This window comes from Stenotrophomonas sp. 112478_Sma (genome assembly GCF_056479905.1).
The window spans coordinates 2700878-2714689 of the sequence record NZ_CM151072.1 but is presented as its reverse complement, the minus strand read 5'-3'; the positions used below and the strand labels follow the sequence as shown (position 1 = coordinate 2714689).

Sequence of the window (13812 nt, the reverse complement as noted above, 5' to 3'; positions counted from 1 at the left end):
CAAATCGCCCGGCCGTGCGAGAATGCGTGCCCGGCCAGCAGTGCCGGGCCGATACGGAGAGATGGCCGAGCGGTTTAAGGCACCGGTCTTGAAAACCGGCGAAGGGTTAAACCTTCCGTGGGTTCGAATCCCACTCTCTCCGCCAATCGCTCAAAAAAGCCCCTGGAAACAGGGGCTTTTTTTTGCATCCAGCATGCGCGATTTTCTACGAACCCAGCATTGCACCTCGGACTGGATCCATAGAGCGCGGCGACCGATGCGGAAGCGACCGGCCTTGATCTCGCCATAGGTGAAGGTCGTGCTCATGCCGGTCATCTGGCGCACGAGATAGGCAAGCGCAGCTTTTCCCGTTTGCCATCGCGGTTGTGATTCGGCCATCACCGGGGGCGATCCTCTTGCGTCTCAAGATTTGGAGCCGCCGGCCGATAACGGCTCAACCCCGTCTAGAAATGGTGCCTCAGAATGAGGGAAAGCAGCGACGTACTCTGGGTGGCAGGTGCACTAGCTATCCCTTTGGCATTGTTCACCTGGTGGCTGTCGGTCAAGTCCGGTCTGAATTTCGAAGTGATCTTGACGGCGTTGGTGAGAGTGCTCGGAGTGCTGGTGCTCTATGGGTTGGCATCGTGGCTCGCCAGCTCATTGGGGTATAGCAATCCGTGGCAATTCCTTGTCCCGGGGCTGTGGTTTGCATCGTGGCCGGCGTTGATTGCCAAAGGCACCAGCGCTCCGGAATTCTTCGTACTGCGAGGCGCAGACCCTGCGTTGGACTGGTGGGCGACGCCCGCATTCTTGTGGGGGATGCTGGCGGCCCTGGTAGTCGGAGCGAGTTGGCTCTACATCAAGGCCAACCGCTACCGGTAGACCTCCACATGATCACGCGTTGCGGAATCTGGGCGTGATTGAATTGCACCATGTGCCATTCCGCCCAGATCACCGCCGCGTATCCGAGGCTGGACCCGGTGACCGGCGCCACGTCGTCATTGCAGGCGTTTGCCGCGCTCTAACCACTCCGCCGTACCAGCATACGCTGGCGGCGCAGACGCAGTTAAATTATCAGTGGGCAAAATGGACTCGCCTTGTCCGTAGGAGCCTCGCTAATCTTCGCGGACCGTTGGCGGTCCCGCCGAGACCACGGTCGCGCAGTCCGAAATGACGGGTTTCATGCCATTACCGGCCACGTCCACCATATGAAAGCAGGCACTGAACACACGCGCCTGTGCTTCACCCTTCCTGCCCGGCTTGCCGGGTGTGCGCCCCCATATTTCCACGTGGTAGCGCTTGCCCGGCCGCAGCGCGGGGGCGGACGCCGCGCCCTCGCCATAAGTGAGGCACTGGCTGGGGGGCAGCGCGGGTTCGGTTGTCCCTTCGCGCAGAAAATCGTGTTCCCACAGCGGGATGCCACCGGTGCCCACTTCCATCACTGAAACGCCGGTGACAAGGGGAGCGTTGACGCGCGTCTCACGGGTATCGGGTACGCCGAAGCAGGGCACGCCGTCACGGTCCTGTATCGTCGCCTGCTGGTAGCGACCGGCTGGCGATGAGCCGATGGCCATCATGGGCAGCAGCAGGCCCAGCAAGGTCAGCGGCAGTCTCGTCATGGCGTCGTCCACGAAGAGGCATCCGCTACTTGCCGGCTGGCTGCGCAGATCGTAGTGCGGAAGAGGACGCCGTTGCGCAGTCCGAAACGACAGGCTTCACCGCGCCTTTGCCGGCGACGTCCTCAACATGGAAGCAGGCGTTGAAGACGCGCTTCTGCGCCTCGCCCTCCCTGCCTGGTGCGCCGGGTGTGTAACCCGAGAGAACCACCTGGTAATACTTGCCCACCCCCAGTGCCGGGGCGGCTGTCTTGCCTGCGCCATACGTCAAGCACTGGTCTGGAGGCATCGCAGGTTCGGGAGCCCCTTCGCGCAGGAAAATGCGCTGCCATACAGGCTGATTTCCTTTACCCACTTCCGTTACTGTCACGCCGGCGATGAGCGGCGGGGCGTCACGCGTTTCACGCGTGTCGGGCACACCAAAACAGAGTGTGCCTTCTCTCTCCTGGATCGTTGCGCGCTGATAGGTTCCTCGCGGCTGCGAGCAACTGGCCATCATCGGCAGCAGCAGACCCAGCAGACCAAACAGGGCTACCGGCAATCGCACGCGCATCATCGGGTCGTCCTCGGCAGGTTGTCCTTGCTGCTGCGGTCGGCAAGGAACTGGGAGAGGGCGCGTTCCAGCTGCGCGCCGATATCAGCTGTCGCGCGATAACGGACATTGTTCATGCGCCACTGGGAGTCACGGAAGGTGACCAGGAAGTAATCTGCCAGCATATTGCCCTGTGCCTCCATGTTGTACTCATGGAACAGGCGCGTTTCGTCGAGCAGATAGTCGTAGCTCATGTTCGGCCGGGGCGCCCGTACCAGTTTGACGTTGTAGCCGAGCTGATACTGCCAGACGTGGGTCATCTCGTGGATGAAGAACTGCTGGAAATCGATGTCGTCGGCGGAGTAATCCTCCCGATAGATACCCTTCGGGAAATACATCTGCCCGTTGGGCGTCACGGCAGTGTCCTTGTCCTGGAAGCCAAAGAACATCCAGTAGCCGTGGTTATGGACCTTCACGGTGCTGTAGTCGACTGCATCGCCGAACACCAGGCGTGCCATCTCGATCTCGCCGGCGGTCATGGCGCGTTCGTGGCCAGGCGCACTTACCGGTACCACGGAGGTGCCCATGCCCTCGGCGGTGGTCACCACACCGTCCACATCGAACACTTCTGCTTCGTCGGTGCTGGCCGGTGCCGTGCGCGCACAGCAGCCGGTCGGCTGTGTCGGCGGGCGCAGTTCGGCACGCACGATGGCCTGGCTCTGCGCGGTCGATACCCGCGCCGTCTCGCCCTGCGCATTGGTGGTGCCGGAAAGGGTCTGCCCATCGGCCAGATGCAGCGTGTACGGCACCTCGGCCAACGGTGCGCCCTGCACGCCGAGAAAACGGATGGCCTGATCGAACGCGGTGGGCAGTGCGCGCGCCAGCTGTGCGGCCGTGCTGGCGACCGCGGCCGCCTTGCCGGCACCGCCTGCGGCCCCGCCGCCACCACCACCCCCTCCGCCCCCCGTGACATGCACCACGGCCTGTTGGCTGGACAACACCCGGCAGCCGCAGGCCAGCGCGCTGCCGTGCAACGCCACAGGCTGGCCGTCCACCATCAAGGTGGCATCGCCTTCGACAATCGGAAAGACGCCTTTATGCAGGGTAGGGCAGGTCGCCTTGTCGCTGACCCGCGCGACGCCGATGCCGCCGATGTCGGTTTCACTTGAGGCCGTGATGACCCGTCCGCCGCTGGAGGTCGGGTCCCCCATCACAATCCAGTTCCGTCCCATGGTTCGCTTCCATTGCAGACCAGGGCTCCATGATGCGCCGGTTCAGGTCGGGTTGGCTGAATAGGCGGCGAGGCCGATGGCGGGGCCGCTGTGTGTCGCGACCCGCCGTGGTGCTGCGGGTTCTGGATCAACGCAGGCGTGCCTCGGTCAGCGACGTCGAGTGAAAGCGGTCACAAGTTGATGTTTCACTCGCGGCGCTCTGTCGCGTGCTGCGCCAAATGCCGCATCTGCCTCTTTTCCAGAGGCCGCGCAGGGCAAACGATGGCCGCGCCAAGGCACCCGCCCTGGCCGGGATTGGCGTCCCGAACATACGTTGTCCGTCGAGTCGCGGTTGCACCTCCCATTGCAATCACGACAATGCACCGTCTGCCAGTTCATGGCGGACGGTGTGTGGGGATCTTTTGATCCGCCGGCATTGGACAATGTATCCGGCACGCCAACCCGCACCGTCCGCCACCTTGCCTTTGCGGGTGGCCCACCTGTGAGGTTGCCGCCATGCCTGATCTGCGCCCCGACTATCCCCGCCTGCACGCCCTGCTCGGCGATGCGCTGCGTGATCTTCCCAACACCCTTGCTGAAAAGATGGAGGACGCCCTCAGCGATGCCGCCGCGTCCTCGCCACCGTCCGCGTTCTTCACCCATCTGCTGGGCCATGGCAGGAACCTGCGCGCGGATGGCCAGCCCTGGACCGAAACCCGTCTCAGCCCGGGGCGTGCGTTCGATCTGGCCCTGGCGACCCGATGCGCATCCGGCATCACCGCGCTGACGGCGGTGCTGCAGGCGTCCCACGTGGCCCGGGAAAACGATGATCCGGACGGTTATCCCTCGGCGGCGCTGGTCCATGGCATGTTCGATGCCTGCCATGCGCTGTCGCTGCAGATCGAGCGCTGCCTCGTTCCCTGAGCCGCCTGTTGTCCCTCACGCCTCGTTTGCATTTCCGCCGTCCGCCATTGCTAAGGTCGCTGCGCACCCCGAACAGGAACCTGCAATGACCCGGATGTCCTCGCTCACGCTGCTCGCACTCTGCCTCGCCCCCACGCTGGCCTGCGCCCAGTCCGATCGCGAGGTGGCCGAACACATGGTCACCCGCGCTGCCAATGTCTGCCCCGGCCACAGCGCCGAGCGCACCACGCCCACGGTGAAGAAGGTCCCGGTCGGCGCGCTGCGGGTGATGCTCGATCGTGGCCTGGTGATGTGCCCGGACCGGCGCCTGGACGCCAGCGCGCCGGCCGTGTTCCACGGCCGGGTAGGTGTGTTCGGCTGGAACCCGGACGTTCCAGCGGCAGCGACCGTGGTCATCGGCCAGATCGACGCGATGACGCGCAAGGACGAGTACCCGGTGGAAACCCTGGTGTGGGATGCCCAGGGCAGGGCGCTGAGCCAGCAGACCGTGCCGGCCTTCGAGCCGCGCCCTGGCGCCGCGGTGCTGTACAAGGTCCGCTAGGGCGCCATCGGAGGCGCGGTGTCCGGCACCAGCGTGAACCGGTAGCGGTTCTCGTAAAGCTTCACTTCCAGCTGTGTCCGGCCGCGCCGTTCGAGGGTGTACAGCTTGCCGGCCCAGGGGCTGCCCAGGGCCGTGATCGGATTGATGTTGCCCAGCCGGCTGGCGTCCAGATGCACCACGACGCGGTCGTCCAGGTACGCCACCTTCACCGTGCTGAAGAACGTGGCGTACTGGCCGCTGGTCATCGCGGCATAGCCGGACAGCTCCGGGTGCGCCACCAGGAAGGCGAACTGCGTGCTGAAGTCGATACCGGAAAGATCCGGCGCGCGGTACTGCGATTGCCGGGCCCACGCAGCGTCGGTGCTGTCCAGCGCATCGGCGGAGGTGATGGGGAAGAACTGGAGATCCATGTAACCGGGGCCGTTGCCATCGACGCGGGCCTGCCCGCCTTCCACCGAGGCCGACGAGACCAGGTTCGGGTAGGCCAGCGCCGGCAGCCCGCTGACACGGAACTCGCTGTGCGCCTGCACCTCCTGCGGCGGGTTGAAGAACTCGCCGACCTTCTCGCTCTGGCACGCCGAGAGCAGGGCCAGCAGGGCCAGCGGCAACGCGCGTCCGAGCGCGGAACGGGGGTGGATCATGCGATGTGCCTCATCCTTGGGGGGCGACAGTAGACCACGCTCTGCGGCAGCGGTGCCGGTCCGACGCGTTGCGCTGCCTGTTCAGGCATGAATTTACGGGGCTGCGTGCACAAGCCCGACGCCTGGATATGCTAGCGTTGAGACGTTCCACCGTTGGCCTGGATGCCTGATGAACTACGCTGAATGGATTCGCGAACAGCACGCGCGCAGTGTGGCGGCCGAGCAGATCGCCGAGGCCGCGCTGGCAGGGCCGGCACTATGTGCTGGCGACACCGAAAGCCTTGCGCCGCTGCTGCGGGGAGTGAGCCAGCTGCTGGCGGTACCGGTGGCCGATGTGCAGATTGTCGGCTCGGCCCGATTCGGCTTTTCGCTGCGCGATGGCGCGGCATTCGATCCCGCGTTTTCCGATCTGGACCTGGCCATCGTCAACGCCGGGTTGTATCAGCGATGCTCGGCGCCGACGGCGGCGTCGGCCGATGCCGCCCGCTTCCCGGAGCGCGATTTCCCTGCCGACGAGCGCATCGCAGTGCGCAAGGCATTCGATGCGCTTTCACTTTCAGTGGCCGACCGCTTCGCCTACGTCTCGGTCGCGGTGTTCCCGGACCAGGCCGCGCTGGTGCGCGCACAGGCAGGGCGTATCCGTGCCTACCTGGGCGTTGCGGGCCCGGCGCCCGCTGCCCGGTCGGCCGGTGCCGTGCCCGCCAGCGCCGTGGAAACCCCCTTCCAGCACATCGTGGATGCGGGCCTGCCGCAGTACCTGCTGCCCATCGCCGCCAGTACGCCGGGCAATGCCTCGCCCTGGCTGGCCGACCGTGCGGCCTTCGAGCGCGCGTTCGGCGGCAGCAGCCTGCGCCAGGTGCGGCTTGCGGCGCTGGGGCGCGCACTCGCCGATCTGGCGCAGGTGGTACAGGTGCACTGCTGCCTGGTGGGCGGCAGCTTCGTGGACATCTCCAATGCCGTGCCGAACGATCTGGACATCGTGGTGTTCTACAGTGCGCGGCCAGACGTCCGCTTCGAGCCGGGGCGTGCCCTGCAGCGGCTGACCCGCAAATTCCTGCTTGAACACATCGACATGCGTTTCGTGCCGTGCGACGCCGAGCCGTGGCTGATGGTCAAGCTGACCTCGTACTTCACCCAGTTGTATCAGTCGCGCCGGCCGGGCACGGACGCGCGCGAACATGGCCTGGTGCTGTTGCTGCCGGGTAACGGGGCGGGGCAGTGATGACCGCACGCTTGGCCACCACACCCACAGGTGCCCCCGTTGCCACGGAACGGGTACTGATGCCGCTGCCGCCGCCGCAGCCGTCCTTGGCGCTGGAGGGTCGGCTGCAGGCGTGCGACCTCAGGCTGCCCGCGTTGCTGCCCTGCGCGCAGCCCTGCGAAACGCTGTGGTCCCATCGCGGTCATCCGCGGTTGCGGGCGGCGGTGCAGCAGCTGCGCCATCCGCTGTCGGCGCACATGCAGATGCCGGCGTTCGATCTGGCCGCGCTGGCTGCGGCTGAAGCTGCCGAGGCCGACGTCTATCGGCAGTGGCACCGCACCGTGCAGGGGCCGCTGTCGATGGCCGATGTACAGCGCTTCGTCTCGCTCAGCACCGGCGGTGACGGCGCGCTGCGCAGCGGGCCGGTATGGATCCGCGCCCATGATGGGCGCGCGCAGCTGCCGATGGTGCCGGCCCTGCAGGGGGCCGCGCGTTGGGACGAGCTGCTGCGGCAACGGGCCGCGCCCGATCCGGCTGAGGGCCTGCGGTCTGCGGTGCAGCTGCTGGCGCTGGCCAACAATGCGCATGCCTTTGCCGACGGCAATGGCCGGCTGGGGCGCGCGCTGTTCAATTTCTGCCTGCACCGCGCCGGGCTTCCGCAGGCCTGCTTCATCCCGCTGAAGGTGCTGACGGTGCTGTCCCGTGGCGGCTACGAAGTGCGCCTGCGCGAGGCGGAACTGTACGGTCGCTGGGAAGGGCTGTACGCCTGGCACTGCACGGCAATCGAGTTGTATGCATGGCTGGGACAGCAGCCGGCCATGCCCGACCGGAACGAGGATGTCTGATGTTCAACAAGCGCTATTGGCGGGTGCAGTCTGAAGTGAGCGAATGCGGGCTGGCATGCCTGGCGATCTGCTCGTCCATGCTGGGCGCTGATCTGGAAATGAGCGAGCTGCGGCGCAAGTACCACAACTCCCAGCGCGGTGTGGACCTGAACCAGCTGATCGCGCTGGCCAGCGCGCTGGACATGCAGTGCCGGCCGGTGCGCTGCGAGCCCAGCGATCTGCAGCATCTGGGCACGCCGGCCATCCTGCACTGGAAGCTCAATCATTTCGTGGTGCTGGAGAAGGTCTCACGCGGCCGCTACCACATCATCGACCCGGCCCATGGATCGCTGTCCTTCAGCGAAGCGGAGCTGTCCCAGGCCTTCACCGGCATCGCGGTGGAGGTCAGTTCCTCGCCCAGCTTCCGGCCGCGCAAGCAGCGTTCGCCGCTCAACATCTGGTCGATGATCCGCTTCAAGGGCGGCGTCGGCACCGCGCTGTTCCATACGCTGGTCTATACGCTGCTGCTGCAGGGCTTCGTGCTGTTGTCACCGTTCTTCATGCAGCTGGCGGTGGACGAGGGTGTGCTGCGCGGCGACCGCGGCTTCCTGATGGCGCTCGCGCTGGGGTTCGGTGCGGTGGCCGTGTTCAACAGCCTGGCCGAGGCGCTGCGCGGGGTCACGCTGCAGCGGGCGTCGGCGTTGATGGGCTGGGACATGAGCCGGCGCCTGTTCCATCATCTGGTCAGCCTGCCGCTGACCTGGTTCCATCGACGCCGTCTGGCCGATGCGCTGTCGCGGATGGAGTCGATCGACCCGATCCGCCAGCTGATCGCCAACGGGCTCATCGGCGCACTGCTGGACGGTGTGCTGGCGCTGGGCATCATCGTGCTGATGTTCGTCTACTCGCCGCTGATGAGTCTGGTCGCACTGACTGCGTTGGGGCTGTACGTACTGATGCGGGTGGCCGCCATCCCGATGTCGATGAAGATGGGCATGGCCAGTCTGCAGGCGAACATCGCCGAGCGCGGGACGCGCATCGAAACGCTGCGCGCGATGCAGTCGATCAAGACCATGGGCGGCGAGTTCTCGCGCGAATCGATCTGGGCCAACAAGTACGCCGATCTGGTGCGTGCTTCGTTGAACAGCGCCAACCTGCAGATTGGCATCGGCGCGGGGCGCACCCTGCTTGATGGCCTCAGCCTGGTGGCCATCGTCTACATCGGCGCCCAGGCGGTACTGGCCAACACGCTGACAGTAGGCGCGCTGTATGCCTTCGTGGCCTACCGGCAGCAGCTGAGCAACCGGCTGACCACGCTGGTGGACCAGTGCATCGCCTGGCGCCTGACCGAGCTGCATTCGGACCGCATTGCCGATATTGCCCTCAGTCCCAGCGAAGAGGGCTTCAGCAAGGATCCTTCGGCGTCGGACAGCATGGAGGGGCACATCCAGCTGCGTTCGGTATACTTCCAGTACTCGGCACAGGAAGCGCCGGCGCTGAAGGACATCAACCTGGCCATTGCGCCGGGCGAGTTCGTGGCCATCACCGGCCCATCCGGCTGTGGCAAGAGCACGCTGGTGAAAGTGCTGACCGGGCTGTACCCGCCCAGCGCCGGCGAGCTGCTCTATGACGGGCTGAACATCGCCAGCTGGGGGCCGCGCGTGGTCCGTCAGCGGATGGGCGTGGTGATGCAGGATGATGAGCTGTTGACCGGTTCGATCGTGGAGAACGTGACCTTCTTCGCCGAGCGCCCGGACATCGCGCTGGTCTGGCAGTGCCTGGAAATGGCGGCGGTGAAGGAGGATGTGCAGCGCATGCCGATGCAGCTGGAAACGCTGGTGGGCGACATGGGCTCGACCCTCTCCGGTGGCCAGAAGCAGCGCCTGCTGCTGGCCCGCGCGCTGTACCGCAAGCCCAGCATCCTGGTGCTGGATGAGGCCACCGCGAACCTGGACGTGGCGCGCGAGAGCCGCATCTACCAGGCGCTGGCGCAGCTGGATATCACCCGCATCCTGATCACCCACCGACCCGACACCATGCGCCTGGCCGACCGTCTGGTGCGCATCGACCAGGGCAGGGTGGTGGGCGATACCCGCAAGCCCACCGCAGCGGCGCCCACAGCAGCGCCGACCGTCAACCTCATTCCTGCCGTCGTTTCGCCGCCAGCAGTGGCTCCAGCAGCCAGTCCAGCAGCGAACGCTTCTCCAGAACCAGACAGGCTTTGAGGCGTGCTACAGCCAGGAATGAAACCACGCCGATGCGGGCATCCAACCAGAATTACCGGGCGCCCAGCGCCCGACAATCGCCATCCTTCACTGCACGGTGGGGCGCATATCCTAGCGTGCGGCGCGATAGAAGCTGAGCAGGCACTCGTCGCGGGATCCATCGGTAGTGAAGTGCAGGACAGTCCCGTTGGAACGAAGCTCGTAAGCAGATTCCCTGCTCACTCGTTCAGCGGCTGCATTGTGCGGGCTCGGCGGATACATGAACTGCTCAAGCGCGTACTTTTCCTTCAAGGACGCAGCGGGATAGCAATGACCCTGTTCCAGCTTGGCATAGAAGAAACTGATTCCCTGCACCAGGCGCGGATGGATCCGGAACTCGGTATAGGCGATCCGGTAACCATCGCGGGCCTCGATCGGGCTTGACCTGAAAACGACGGGGTCGGTATTGCTGTTGCCCTGCTGCATGAATTCACGTGCGCCCATGCTTTGGAAGAAATCGAAGCCCAGCGGCCAAGGGGCATCGGCAAGCTTCTGAATCACGTCTTCAAGTGAATTCTCGTTGCTGTCCCTTCCTCGGGCGCCGTCTTCAGCAGATGCCTGGAATGCGAGTGACAGGGTCAACGCCAACAGCGGCAGCAGGAAAGGCTTCCGGGAGAGATTGAGGTTCATCGTTCCTGTTCCTGGAGATGGCCGCCAAGTCGCCACATGGAAGCCACCTCATCGTCAGGCCTGCGCGGAGCGTGGGCATTGCAGTTCCGCGACGGCGACCGTCAATCTCATTCCTGCCGTCGTTTGGCCGCCAGCAGCGGTTCCAGCAGCCAGTCCAGCAGCGAACGCTTCTCCAGAACCAGATCGGCTTTGAGGCGCATGCCCGGGGTCAGTGCCAGTGCCTTGCCATAGGCCTGCATCTGCTGGTCGTCCAGCGCGGCCAGCAGGCGGTACTGGCTTTCCACGGCCTGCAGGTCGGCGGGCAGTTCCTCTGGTGATGTCGGTGAGCGCGCGATCTTGACGATCCGGGCGCGGCCGACGCCGAACTTCTGGTAGGGGAAGGCGTCGTACATCAGCCGCACGTCGGTGCCGACATTGACGAAGGCGATGGCCGAGGAGGGCACCCACAGCTCGGCGAACAGCTGCGAGCCTTCCGGCATCATCACCCCGAGCGTGCGCCCGGCGGTGACCGTGGCGCCCGGTTTGGCCTGCAGCCAGGTGACCTGCCCGGCGGACTGCGCCACCAGATTGAACTGCGTGCCCAGCTTGTAGTTGATCGCCTTCTCGCGTGCGCCCAGCAGTTCGGACAGCGCGGTGGCGCGGTTGGCGTCACGCTCGGCCTTGAGGCGGCCCAGCTCGTGCCGCATCTGCTCGTGCTCCTGTTCCAGCTGGGCAATGCGCGTCTGCACTTCGGCCACCGATTGGCGCACGTTCAGTACCCGCACCTCCGCGTCGCGGTACTGCAGTTCGGATACCAGCTTGTCCGCGCGCAGGCGGCCCAGGTCGTGCACGGTCTTCTCGGCGATGGCCTGCTGTTGCTGGTACAGCGTGACGTTGTCACGCAGTACCGAAAGCTGGCGGGTGGTGCCCAGCATGCGCTCGCGGATGCCGGCCTCCTGGCTTTCCAGGGATGCTTCGGTGGCGCGTTCGCGATCGACCGAAGCCTGGGTGAGGCGCTCGGCCATGCCGGACAGGGTGGCGCCGGTGCTTTCGCCGGTGTCGATCACCGAATCCACCGAGACGCTGACGATGGGGTCGCCTTGGCGGACCTTCGCGCCTTCCTCCACATGCACGTTGCTGACGATGCCCGAACGCTGGCTGATGATCGGCAACAGGCCGCGCGAGGGGACCAGCGCACCGGATACGGTTTCCTTGCGCGGGAACGAGGTGGTCACCAGGAACAGTACCGCCAGGCCCAGCAGCGCAACCACGAAGCCTGTGGCCAGCCACATGCCGACACCCGGTGCCTGCACCGGTGAGCCGAAGCGCTGCGTGGCGGCCTCGATCGCTTCGTTGCGGAACAGCGGAATCACATCCGCCGTCTCATCCTTCCTGGCTGGTTCCATGTGGCCTGCGGTGCCGCGTCGTTGCGGAGAGTGGGATGGGTAGGGACATCATCGCGCGGTTCGGGGCGCAAGGCAGCCACGGCCACCGGCCACGTCCACGTAGTAGTCGTAATCGTCGCGCAGGCCGAAGCCCACCCGCCAGGAGATCGGGAACACGTTGGCGGGCTGGTCGGAGACCTGGGTCTGCAGGGTGACCGTGCGGCCATTGAACGTGACCGGTGCGGTGGCCTCGGCGTAGCGGACCGGTTGCAGGCCGTGCATCGTCCAGCGGCGTCGCTGCACCAGGCTGGCCTGTGGGTAGGTGGACAGGTTCACGCCGGAGGCTTCCAGTGCGACATCGGTGCCGGTGTCGAGCAGGACGAGCTCGTCGCGCTTGCCGATGCGCATCGGCAGGCGCAGCGAGTACTGGCCGCCCCACAGTGCAGAGGTGGTTGCCAGGGGTTGCCGGCAGGTATCGGCAGGCAGTGCCTTCAACAGCTCCAGCTCGGTGGGCCGCAGCACCAGCGGACCCAGCCGATACAGCAGGTCCAGGCCGATGATGTTGAACTCGATCTGGTCGGTGACCGTAAAGGCGACGTTGCTGAAGTGCAGATCGCCCAGCTGCACATCGACCGGAGCGGCCAGGCCGATCGCCACGGTCTGCCCGGGCCGCGAATTGTCGGTGGCGAAGTTGTCGGTCACCGCCAGGCCCATCGCCTGTGCGGCCTTGCGGCTGATATGCGAACGGGTGGCGCCGGTGTCGATGATGAAATCGGAGTCGATGTCGCGCTGCTTTCCATCCTGGCCGCCCCGGATCTTGCCGCGGATGACAGGGACACCGGCCTTGGCCGACAGCGGCAGGCGGGTTCCGGCAGGCGGCGGTGCGGCCAGCGTGGCCGATCGCGGCCATTGGCTGAAGGACTCGAACGCGGGGGCGGTGATGCCGCTTACTTCCTCGCCTGCACGCAGCGACGGCGCGACATGCTGTTGATAGAGCGCGCGGACCTTCTGCATGTCCGCGGCCCAGCCGGCGATGTCGCCTTCCAGCAGACGGTTGCCAGCACGCAGGCTCCGGCACAGGTACATGACCCCCTGGCTCTTTTCGGCCACCACGGCAGCGTCGGCGATACAGGTGTCGGCCCAGCGATTGGACTGGGCGATTTCGCCACGCGTGCGGTGGTAGCCGGCACGTGCGGCCAGCCGTGCCGTGGTATTGGATTTGCCGATCCGCTCCAGGGCCGCGCTGTTGCCCTGCATCACCGCTACGGTGATGCCATGGCTGTCTTCAGCGACCACATCGCGGGCCCCGGCGGGGGCGGCCACGCCCAGTGCGATCACTGCGGACATCAGGAATTTCATTGCCTCAGCTCCTCTGTGACACGTATCGGCCGCCCGGTCTCCCGGGCGGCCGATGTTCCGGTGCAGCGTCAGAACCCGCTGATGACCAGGTTGAACTGGCCGGTGAACGAGTTGGTGTTCGGATCGAACGTCAGGCCGATGTTGAACGACACACCGTTACCGAAGTCCTGGTTGAAGCTGGCGTTGTAGTTGCTCACATTGAAGTGATCGGTGGTCAGGCCCAGGGTGTAGGTCTGGCCTGCATACTGGAAGCTGCCGTTACCGGCCAGGCCCCAGTTGCCATTGGTCAGATTCAGGTTCTCGGTCAGGTTGAAGGTCAGGTTGTAGTCCTGCAAGACCCATGTCTGGGTCGCGCTGGCTACACCGTTGCCATCAATGCTGGCGTTGGAACTGAAGGTGGTCTCGCCACCGCCGTCGCCACCACCACCGCCGCCACCACCACCGCCACCGCCGCCATCGCCCGGATCCCACGGATCGGTCCAGTCCGGCGGATCCGGGTTGGGACCCCAGTCGTCCGGCGGGGTCACATCGACCGGCGGCAGATCGGTGGTGTCCACCTGTGCGCCACCGGAGACCAGTGCACGTTCTTCGGGGCAGAGATCACGAATTCCACTTGCAGACATCTCACAACTCCTTGTTTGTCCGATGCTGAGTACGGATGCGTCGTTGCCGCCTTCATGCGGCGCTCCGACATTTATCACACGAAGTGGACAGTGCTCTGTCAGA

The 13812-nt window shown here is 65.5% G+C and carries 15 protein-coding genes and 1 tRNA gene; 7 read left to right on the top strand and 9 right to left on the bottom strand.

Translation table 11 applies throughout. The features are described from left to right. Nucleotides 1-55: 55 nt before the first annotated feature. Nucleotides 56-145 (top strand) — tRNA-Ser (locus ACZK08_RS12435). Nucleotides 146-150: 5 nt separating this feature from the next. On the opposite strand, the gene ACZK08_RS12430 is transcribed toward ACZK08_RS12435, so the two are convergent. Further along, entirely contained in the window at nucleotides 151-378 is a 228-nt protein-coding gene (locus ACZK08_RS12430; protein ID WP_081284464.1) for a hypothetical protein, read from the bottom strand. 84 nt (nucleotides 379-462) lie between these two features. On the opposite strand from ACZK08_RS12430, the gene ACZK08_RS12425 reads away from it, so the two are divergent. Next, nucleotides 463-861, top strand: a complete 399-nt coding sequence (locus ACZK08_RS12425) for a hypothetical protein (protein ID WP_065183054.1) — start codon at nucleotides 463-465, stop codon at nucleotides 859-861. A 233-nt stretch (nucleotides 862-1094) separates the two neighbouring features. Here the strand turns inward: ACZK08_RS12425 and ACZK08_RS12420 are convergent, their stop codons facing one another. From ACZK08_RS12420 to ACZK08_RS12410, 3 genes are read right to left on the bottom strand one after another with little or no spacing between them, the layout of a single operon-like run. Beyond that, a complete protein-coding gene (locus ACZK08_RS12420; RefSeq protein ID WP_155761068.1) occupies nucleotides 1095-1610 on the bottom strand; it encodes a hypothetical protein in 516 nt (171 codons plus the stop codon). 13 nt (nucleotides 1611-1623) lie between these two features. Then, complete coding sequence (locus ACZK08_RS12415) at nucleotides 1624-2151, bottom strand: hypothetical protein (RefSeq protein WP_128989615.1); 528 nt, start codon at nucleotides 2149-2151, stop codon at nucleotides 1624-1626. Beyond that, complete coding sequence (locus tag ACZK08_RS12410) at nucleotides 2148-3338, bottom strand: PAAR domain-containing protein (RefSeq protein ID WP_478452208.1); 1191 nt, start codon at nucleotides 3336-3338, stop codon at nucleotides 2148-2150. Before ACZK08_RS12410 ends, ACZK08_RS12415 begins: the two co-directional genes overlap by 4 nt. 516 nt (nucleotides 3339-3854) lie before the next feature. Between ACZK08_RS12410 and ACZK08_RS12405 the strand changes: the two genes are divergently transcribed. Then, nucleotides 3855-4262, top strand: coding sequence for a hypothetical protein (locus ACZK08_RS12405; protein WP_065183051.1), 408 nt, complete (start codon nucleotides 3855-3857; stop codon nucleotides 4260-4262). Nucleotides 4263-4371: 109 nt separating this feature from the next. Beyond that, the gene (locus tag ACZK08_RS12400; protein ID WP_196768769.1) at nucleotides 4372-4803 is read left to right on the top strand and encodes a hypothetical protein; all 432 of its coding nucleotides are present in this window, start codon (nucleotides 4372-4374) and stop codon (nucleotides 4801-4803) included. Here ACZK08_RS12400 and ACZK08_RS12395 read toward each other — a convergent pair. Beyond that, nucleotides 4800-5444 (bottom strand): hypothetical protein, encoded by a 645-nt coding sequence (locus ACZK08_RS12395; protein ID WP_065183049.1) that lies wholly within the window; start codon nucleotides 5442-5444, stop codon nucleotides 4800-4802. The two genes, ACZK08_RS12400 and ACZK08_RS12395, sit on opposite strands and share 4 nt — an antisense overlap. A 169-nt stretch (nucleotides 5445-5613) precedes the next feature. Here ACZK08_RS12395 and ACZK08_RS12390 point away from each other — a divergent pair, with 169 nt between their 5' ends. Genes ACZK08_RS12390 through ACZK08_RS12380 form a run of 3 tightly spaced genes read left to right on the top strand, consistent with a single transcriptional unit; the run spans nucleotide 5614 to nucleotide 9694 of the window. Then, the gene (locus ACZK08_RS12390) at nucleotides 5614-6666 is read left to right on the top strand and encodes a DUF6932 family protein (RefSeq protein WP_065183048.1); all 1053 of its coding nucleotides are present in this window, start codon (nucleotides 5614-5616) and stop codon (nucleotides 6664-6666) included. A 59-nt stretch (nucleotides 6667-6725) separates the two neighbouring features. Next, nucleotides 6726-7490 (top strand): Fic family protein, encoded by a 765-nt coding sequence (locus ACZK08_RS12385; RefSeq protein ID WP_065183047.1) that lies wholly within the window; start codon nucleotides 6726-6728, stop codon nucleotides 7488-7490. After that, nucleotides 7490-9694, top strand: a complete 2205-nt coding sequence (locus tag ACZK08_RS12380; RefSeq protein ID WP_065176244.1) for a peptidase domain-containing ABC transporter — start codon at nucleotides 7490-7492, stop codon at nucleotides 9692-9694. The genes ACZK08_RS12385 and ACZK08_RS12380 overlap by 1 nt, the downstream gene beginning before the upstream one ends. A gap of 111 nt (nucleotides 9695-9805) precedes the next feature. On the opposite strand, the gene ACZK08_RS12375 is transcribed toward ACZK08_RS12380, so the two are convergent. From ACZK08_RS12375 to ACZK08_RS12360, 4 genes are all read right to left on the bottom strand, one after another. Next, a complete protein-coding gene (locus ACZK08_RS12375; RefSeq protein WP_065183046.1) occupies nucleotides 9806-10363 on the bottom strand; it encodes a hypothetical protein in 558 nt (185 codons plus the stop codon). Nucleotides 10364-10470: 107 nt separating this feature from the next. After that, entirely contained in the window at nucleotides 10471-11748 is a 1278-nt protein-coding gene (locus ACZK08_RS12370; RefSeq protein ID WP_080375280.1) for an HlyD family secretion protein, read from the bottom strand. A 48-nt stretch (nucleotides 11749-11796) separates the two neighbouring features. Then, nucleotides 11797-13086 carry a retropepsin-like aspartic protease gene (locus ACZK08_RS12365; RefSeq protein WP_461288420.1) on the bottom strand — a complete coding sequence of 430 codons (1290 nt, stop codon included), beginning with the start codon at nucleotides 13084-13086 and terminating at the stop codon, nucleotides 11797-11799. A 68-nt stretch (nucleotides 13087-13154) separates the two neighbouring features. Further along, a complete protein-coding gene (locus ACZK08_RS12360; RefSeq protein ID WP_478452207.1) occupies nucleotides 13155-13709 on the bottom strand; it encodes a hypothetical protein in 555 nt (184 codons plus the stop codon). Nucleotides 13710-13812 lie beyond the last annotated feature (103 nt).

Coding starts and splice junctions, on each gene's coding strand:
- ACZK08_RS12430 (WP_081284464.1), bottom strand. CDS start 378: ATGGCCGAATCACAACCGCGATGGCAAACGGGAAAAGCTGCGCTTGCC.
- ACZK08_RS12425 (WP_065183054.1), top strand. CDS start 463: ATGAGGGAAAGCAGCGACGTACTCTGGGTGGCAGGTGCACTAGCTATC.
- ACZK08_RS12415 (WP_128989615.1), bottom strand. CDS start 2,151: ATGATGCGCGTGCGATTGCCGGTAGCCCTGTTTGGTCTGCTGGGTCTG.
- ACZK08_RS12410 (WP_478452208.1), bottom strand. CDS start 3,338: ATGGGGGACCCGACCTCCAGCGGCGGACGGGTCATCACGGCCTCAAGT.
- ACZK08_RS12405 (WP_065183051.1), top strand. CDS start 3,855: ATGCCTGATCTGCGCCCCGACTATCCCCGCCTGCACGCCCTGCTCGGC.
- ACZK08_RS12395 (WP_065183049.1), bottom strand. CDS start 5,444: ATGATCCACCCCCGTTCCGCGCTCGGACGCGCGTTGCCGCTGGCCCTG.
- ACZK08_RS12390 (WP_065183048.1), top strand. CDS start 5,614: ATGAACTACGCTGAATGGATTCGCGAACAGCACGCGCGCAGTGTGGCG.
- ACZK08_RS12385 (WP_065183047.1), top strand. CDS start 6,726: ATGCCGCTGCCGCCGCCGCAGCCGTCCTTGGCGCTGGAGGGTCGGCTG.
- ACZK08_RS12380 (WP_065176244.1), top strand. CDS start 7,490: ATGTTCAACAAGCGCTATTGGCGGGTGCAGTCTGAAGTGAGCGAATGC.
- ACZK08_RS12375 (WP_065183046.1), bottom strand. CDS start 10,363: ATGAACCTCAATCTCTCCCGGAAGCCTTTCCTGCTGCCGCTGTTGGCG.
- ACZK08_RS12370 (WP_080375280.1), bottom strand. CDS start 11,748: ATGGAACCAGCCAGGAAGGATGAGACGGCGGATGTGATTCCGCTGTTC.
- ACZK08_RS12365 (WP_461288420.1), bottom strand. CDS start 13,086: ATGAAATTCCTGATGTCCGCAGTGATCGCACTGGGCGTGGCCGCCCCC.
- ACZK08_RS12360 (WP_478452207.1), bottom strand. CDS start 13,709: ATGTCTGCAAGTGGAATTCGTGATCTCTGCCCCGAAGAACGTGCACTG.